Raw genomic sequence first — 5,943 nt, 5'->3', positions numbered from 1 at the left:
TTGCTCGGCGTGGACGAGGTGTTCCGCGCGCTGGCCGACCCCAGCCGCCGGCTGCTGCTCGATCAGCTCTTCGACGACGACGGGCAGACGCTGTCGTCGCTCACTACCGCGCTGCCGTCGATGACGCGCTTCGGCGTGATGAAGCACCTCCAGGTACTCGAGGACGCGGGGCTCGTCACGACACAAAAGGTCGGCCGCGAGAAGCGCCACTACCTCAACCCGGTTCCGATCCGGCTCGTGCACGACCGCTGGATCTCGAAGTACGCGGAGCCGTGGGTGCGCGGCCTCGCCGACCTCAAGCACGACCTCGAAGCGAAGCCGACGACCAAGCCGAAGGCGCGCGCCCGCACGCAGCCGGCGCGCGCGAAGAGCCGAAGGAGCTGAACATGCCCGCGAAGCATGTGTACGAGCTGTACGTGCGGACGACACCCGACGAGGTGTGGGCCGCGCTCACCGATCCCGACCGCACCGAGCGCTACTGGCGCGGCCTGCGACTCGAGAGCACGTGGGAGCCGGGCGCGCCGGTGAAGTGGGTGAAGGACGGCACCGCATCGATCCACGGCGAAGTCGTCGAGTCGGATCCGCCGCGCAAGCTCGTGACGACGTGGAACCGCGAGTTCGACGACGGCGTGACCGAAGGACCGTCGCGCGTCACGTGGGAGATCGAGCCGATGGGCGCGGTGTCGAGGTTACGACTCGTGCACGACGACTTCCACGGCCCGTCGCGTATGTACGGCATGGCCGCGACGAGCTGGCCGATCGTGCTGTCGTCGCTCAAGACGATGCTCGAGAGCGACGACGTGCTCGCGGTGCCCGACACCGCGCTCGCGCCGCCCGCGCCGCCGGTCGACATCGATGCGATCGACCATCGCGAGTGGGGACGCAAGTCGAACAACCGCGTGTGGGAGCTGCTGGGCGACGGTCGGCCCGCGGCCGACACGCATGCCGAGCTCGTCGACGCCGCGCACGCGTCGCTGTGGCACTGGTCGTACGGCGGTGGCGCGCTCGAGCGCGAGCGCGGCGAGTGGATGTTGTCGCACGTCTACGCGGTCGTCGGCGATGGCGCGGTCGCGCTCCGGCACGCGCAGCGCTGCTGGGACCTCACCGAATCGCAGCCCGCGGGCGTGAAGGACTTCGACGCGGCCTACGCGTGCGAGGCGTTCGCGCGCGCGTACAAGGTCAGCGGCGACACCGCGCACGCGTCCGAATGGTTCGAGCGCGCGACGAAGGCCGGCGCGCAGATCGCGAACGACGAGGACCGCCGCATCTTCGAAGGCGACCTCAACGGCTGACGACCCGGCTTGGCGCGGTGAGGATCAGACGCCCGAACGCTCCAGCACGTGCACGGCACACGCGGAGCCGAGCCCGATGACGTGGGTCAGACCGACCTTGGCGCCCGCGATCTGGCGGTCACCGGCCTCGCCGCGAAGGTGCGTGGCGACCTCGTAGACGTTGGCGATGCCGGTCGCGCCGATCGGGTGCCCCTTCGAGATCAGCCCGCCCGACACGTTGACCGGGATCTTGCCGTCGCGCCACGGGCCGCGCTCGTCGATGAACTTGCCCGCTTCGCCCGGCTTGCAGAGCTGCAGGTTGTCGTAGTGGATGAGCTCCGCGGTCGCGAAGCAATCGTGCAGCTCGACGAGGTCGAGATCCTGCGGGTCGACGCCCGAGATCTCGTACGCCTTCGTCGCCGCGTTGCGCGTGAGCGTGTTGACGTCGGGCTGCACCTGCGCGGTCTCGGTCCACGGGTCGGTGGTGAGCACCGACGCCGAGATCTTCACCGCGCGCCGCTGTTGCTCGGTCGACAGCGTGCGCAGCTTCTCCTCGGACACGAGCACGACCGCCGCGGCACCATCGGTGTTCGGGCAGCACATGAGGCGCGTGTTCGGGTACGACATCATGTCGTCGCTCATCACCTCTTCGAGGGTGAACGGCTTCTGGTAGTGCGCGAGCGGGTTGAGCGTCGAGTGCGCGTGGTTCTTCTCCGCGACCTTGGCGAACTGCTCGAAGCCGACGCCACCGTGCTCGTACGCGTACTCCATGCCCGCCTGCGCGAAGACACCGGGCATGAGCCCGGTGCCGAGCAAACCTTCGACCTGCATCACCGATCCGTAGCGTCCGTTCGGCTCGTACACCTTGCGGCCGCGATCGCCCTTGCCTCCGGCGCCGAGCAGGCCGCCCTTGCCCATCTGCTCGACACCGACCGCGAGGCCCATGTCGGCCTCGCCGGCCTTGATCGTGAGGTACACCGTGCGCAGCGCGGTCGCACCGGTCGCGCACGCGTTCGCGACGTTGTACACGGGGATCCCGGTCTGACCGATCTGCTTCTGCAGCTGCTGACCGACGCCGGCCTGCGCGTTGAAGAGGCTGCCGACGCCGAGCACCTCCATGTCGTGGATCGTGACGTCGCCGTCTTTCAGCGCCGCCAATGCCGCGTCGCTCGCGAGGTCGATCAGGTCCTTGTCGCCGTGCCGGCCGAACTTCGTCATGTTCGTGCCGAGAATCCACACCGCATCGTTGTTCGCCATGCTTTGCAGGCTACCGCCGCCCTGGTCGGCGTCGACACGGCGCCCGACGCGTTCCTACACTCGGGATCCTGTGAGATCGATTCGACGCGTTGGGCTCGCGTCGCTCGTGGTGATCGCGCTCGGGTGGAGCGGCGTGGGAGCGGCATCCGCCGCGCCGCGGACGTGGCGCAAGGTGCCGAGCCCTTCGGTCGCGCCTCACAACCATGGGAACTTCCTCTTCGACGTCGACTGTGTGCGCACCGACTGGTGCGTCGCCGTCGGGCAGGCGCAGCGCGTGACCGCTCCGCAGACCACGGCGATCATCGAGCACTGGGACGGCGGCGATTGGTCGATGATGACGCCGTCGATCATCGCGGGGCAGACCGGGCTCCGCGGCGTCACGTGCCTGGCCGACGACGACTGCACCGCGGTCGGCTGGGGTCCGGCCGGGACGCTGGTGGAGCGCTGGGACGGTGACTCGTGGAGCGTCGAATCGAGCCCGAACCAGGACGCCAGCGACACGCTGGACGACGTCGCGTGCTCGAGCTCGGCACGCTGCTTCGCCGTCGGCAGCGGCGATCCGCCGCATTCCGGCGAGGCGACGGCACTGCTCGAACAGTGGGACGGCGCTCGCTGGACGGTCGTGCCGAGCCTCACGCCGGTCGAGACGAGCGAGTTGAACGGCGTCGCCTGCGCGTCGCCCACACGCTGCTTCGCCGTCGGAAACCAGCGGCGAGGCCAGCTGCGCATGGTCACGCTCGTCGAGACGTGGGACGGCGCGTCGTGGTCGATCGTGAAGAGTCCGAACCCGCCCGCGACGAGACCGCAGGCGATCGACACGCTCAGCGCGATCGCGTGCTCGTCGACGACTGTGTGCACCGCCGTCGGCTCCGACGAGGAGAGCTGGACCGTCGGGAGCCCGCTCGCAGAACGGTGGAACGGCAGGGGCTGGCGGCTCGTGCCCACGCCGGGCGTCGCGAACTCGGGCGCGTTCGGCGGCATCGACTGCGTCGGGAACTACTGCGCAGTGGTCGGCTACTCGGGTAGCGGGTCGAACGGATCGTCGACGCTGGTCGAGACGACGCGCGGGCACGACTTCACCGTCGTTCCCAGCGCGAGTCCGGGCGCGGGCTACAACTTCCTCGCCGGCGTCGCGTGCTCTGGCATCGGCGCGTGCGCGGCGGTCGGCGAGTGGGGCGGCGCGGTCGCGCCGCCGTGGGAGCGGACGCTCGTCCTCTCACCCTGAGCTACGCCGGCTCGCGCCGGTACCGCACGATGAACGTTGTCGCGGCCGCGCTCACGATCACGATGGCGAGCGCGATCCCGATCCGCGTGCGCGCTTCACCGACGCATGCGTCCGTCAGATCGAGGTTGCCGTTCGGCGCCGAGTCGAAGCGCGGCACCTTCTTCGCGTGCAGCGCCGACGCCACCGGAACCCCGCAGTCGACGCCCGAGTCGTGATCGTGGAACCCGAACGCGCTGACCCACACGACCGCGCCCGTGGCGAGAACGAACGCGACGAGCACGACGAGCGCGCGAATCCACCTCACGACATAGTGGCGCGCTACGCGTTCGCGGGCACGAACGCGAAGGCGACGGCCTCGGTGCCGTCGTCGTCGGTGCCGGCCACGAACGTCGTGAGCTTCACCGGCATGCCGAGCTGCACGACCTCGGGATCGGGCGCGACGTCGAGCAGGTTCGTCTTCACCACTCCCCCGCCGTCGAGGTCGACGATCGCCGACACGTACGGCGTCGGCACGCCGGGAACCGCGCGGTGCACGATCGTGAACGATCGCACCTTGCCCGTCGAGGCCAGCTTGCGCCGCTTGAACTCGGTACCGCCGCCCTTCGCGTCGGCGTTGCGGCGATCGAAGTACAGCGCGCCACTGTCGACCGCCTCCCACGCCTCGAGATGGCCGCCGCCGTCCTCGAGCACCAGGTAGTCGACGATCGCGATCTGCTTGGCCATGCGCGCACCGTAGCCCTCGGGCCGACGGGTCGTCAGGTCGACGCGGCCACAGGAACCGGCGTCTCGAAGCGCCGCTTGCGCCGCAACATCGGCGCTTCGACGAACCGGTACGACACCTCCGCGAGCGCGAACACGACTGCGAACTGGAAGACGAACGAGACCGGTGGCGCGAGGTGCACACGCGAGCGCGAGAGGTAGGTGAACACGACCGGGTGGTACAGGTAGATCGCGTACGACCGGCGCCCGAGCCACGCGAGTGGTGGGAGCGCGAGCAGGCGCGCGAGGGGTCCGCGCGGCGCGGCGACGAGCCCGGCGATCAACACCGACACCGCGAGCTCGAGCGCGAGGATGCCCCACAACGGCAGCCATCCCGAAAGCACGACGACCGCGCGCCACACGATGATCCCGCACACGACGAACGCGACGCCCGCCGCCGCGCTCAACCGCATGCGAGCGCGCGCACCGATGCGCGGGAGCAGCCACACGAGCACGATCGCGGTGAGGCAGCCCGCGAGCAGCGCGTCGGCGCGCGTGTCGGACCCGAAGTAGAAGCGGTTCCAGACGGTCGTGCGGTGGTCGAGCGCACCGGTCTCGGTCGATTGATGCAACGTCAGCAGGAAGTAGTAGTCGACGAACCGGCGCGGTCCGAAGTGCGTGTGCCAGTAGTACGCGCGCCACGCCGCCGCGACCACGATCCCCGCGCCGGTGAGCGCCGCGATCGTCGCGAGCTTGAGTCGCCGGCGCAGCATGAAGAGCAGCAGCACCGGCCACACCAGATAGAACTGCTCCTCGATCGCGAGCGACCACGTGTGCTGGAACACTCCGAGCGCGGTGTGCTTGTAGATGTCGACCCAGTTCGCGAAGTAGAAGATCATCCCGAGGAAGCCGAGCGCGGCGGGTCGATTGCCGTTGTTCGGGTCGCTGAACAGGCGCACCACGAGCGCGGCGACGAGCAGCACGCCGAGCGCGGGCAGCAGGCGCAGCGCGCGGCGCGCGTAGAAGCGCCGCAGGCTGAAGCCGCCGTGCTCGGCGTGCTCCTGGAGCAGCAGCGTCGTGATGAGGAAGCCCGACAGCACGAAGAACGCGTCGACGCCGAGGAATCCGCCGTGCACCGGGTTCGCGCCGTAGAACCGGGTCGCCCAGGGATAATGGAAGAGCATCACGAGCGCGATCGCGAACGCGCGGACGCCGTCGAGGGCGGGTTGGTAGCCGAGCCGGCCCGGCGCGGGCGTCGTCGGCGCGGGGGCGTTCGTCGTCTGGGCCATCGGCGCGGGCCCGCAGGGTACCGGAGCGGGTGCGCGGCCACGCTTTGCCGGGCCGTCGAGGCCTGTGCCGGAGCAAGCACGCGACCGTGTGACCGGAAGGTCGCTAGCGTTCCCCAGGCCGCGAGCGTGGCGGAATGGCAGACGCGCCGGGTTTAGGTCCCGGTGTCTTCGGACGTGAGGGTTCGACTCCCTCCGCTCGCAC

At 69.9% G+C, this 5,943-nt stretch carries 7 protein-coding genes and 1 tRNA gene; 4 read left to right on the top strand and 4 right to left on the bottom strand.

The features are described from left to right. A partial coding sequence (locus VH914_22655; protein HEX4494020.1) for a helix-turn-helix transcriptional regulator occupies nt 1-384 on the top strand: 384 nt, incomplete at its 5' end. Nucleotides 385-386: 2 nt separating this feature from the next. Further along, complete coding sequence (locus VH914_22650) at nt 387-1,292, top strand: SRPBCC family protein (GenBank protein HEX4494019.1); 906 nt, start codon at nt 387-389, stop codon at nt 1,290-1,292. Nucleotides 1,293-1,316: 24 nt separating this feature from the next. Here the strand turns inward: VH914_22650 and VH914_22645 are convergent, their stop codons facing one another. Further along, a complete protein-coding gene (locus VH914_22645) occupies nt 1,317-2,528 on the bottom strand; it encodes a thiolase family protein (protein HEX4494018.1) in 1,212 nt (403 codons plus the stop codon). Nucleotides 2,529-2,661: 133 nt separating this feature from the next. Here VH914_22645 and VH914_22640 point away from each other — a divergent pair, with 133 nt between their 5' ends. Next, the gene (locus VH914_22640; GenBank protein ID HEX4494017.1) at nt 2,662-3,753 is read left to right on the top strand and encodes a hypothetical protein; all 1,092 of its coding nucleotides are present in this window, start codon (nt 2,662-2,664) and stop codon (nt 3,751-3,753) included. Nucleotide 3,754: 1 nt separating this feature from the next. Here VH914_22640 and VH914_22635 read toward each other — a convergent pair whose 3' ends face one another. Genes VH914_22635 through VH914_22625 form a run of 3 tightly spaced genes read right to left on the bottom strand, consistent with a single transcriptional unit; the run spans nt 3,755 to nt 5,741 of the window. Next, nucleotides 3,755-4,057, bottom strand: a complete 303-nt coding sequence (locus tag VH914_22635) for a hypothetical protein (GenBank protein ID HEX4494016.1) — start codon at nt 4,055-4,057, stop codon at nt 3,755-3,757. A gap of 14 nt (nt 4,058-4,071) precedes the next feature. Further along, nucleotides 4,072-4,476 (bottom strand): OB-fold domain-containing protein, encoded by a 405-nt coding sequence (locus VH914_22630; GenBank protein HEX4494015.1) that lies wholly within the window; start codon nt 4,474-4,476, stop codon nt 4,072-4,074. 32 nt (nt 4,477-4,508) lie between these two features. Next, nucleotides 4,509-5,741 (bottom strand): acyltransferase, encoded by a 1,233-nt coding sequence (locus tag VH914_22625; protein ID HEX4494014.1) that lies wholly within the window; start codon nt 5,739-5,741, stop codon nt 4,509-4,511. A gap of 120 nt (nt 5,742-5,861) precedes the next feature. On the opposite strand from VH914_22625, the gene VH914_22620 reads away from it, so the two are divergent. Continuing rightward, a tRNA-Leu gene (locus VH914_22620) sits at nt 5,862-5,942 on the top strand. Nucleotide 5,943 lies beyond the last annotated feature (1 nt).

This window comes from Acidimicrobiia bacterium (assembly GCA_036271555.1).
Classification (GTDB): domain Bacteria; phylum Actinomycetota; class Acidimicrobiia; order IMCC26256; family PALSA-610; genus DATBAK01.
This window is presented reverse-complemented; position numbering and strand designations above follow the sequence as displayed.

Bases quoted from the DNA above. Each gene is read 5' to 3' on its own strand.
- VH914_22650 (HEX4494019.1), top strand. From the start codon at position 387: ATGCCCGCGAAGCATGTGTACGAGCTGTACGTGCGGACGACACCCGAC.
- VH914_22645 (HEX4494018.1), bottom strand. From the start codon at position 2,528: ATGGCGAACAACGATGCGGTGTGGATTCTCGGCACGAACATGACGAAG.
- VH914_22630 (HEX4494015.1), bottom strand. From the start codon at position 4,476: ATGGCCAAGCAGATCGCGATCGTCGACTACCTGGTGCTCGAGGACGGC.
- VH914_22625 (HEX4494014.1), bottom strand. From the start codon at position 5,741: ATGGCCCAGACGACGAACGCCCCCGCGCCGACGACGCCCGCGCCGGGC.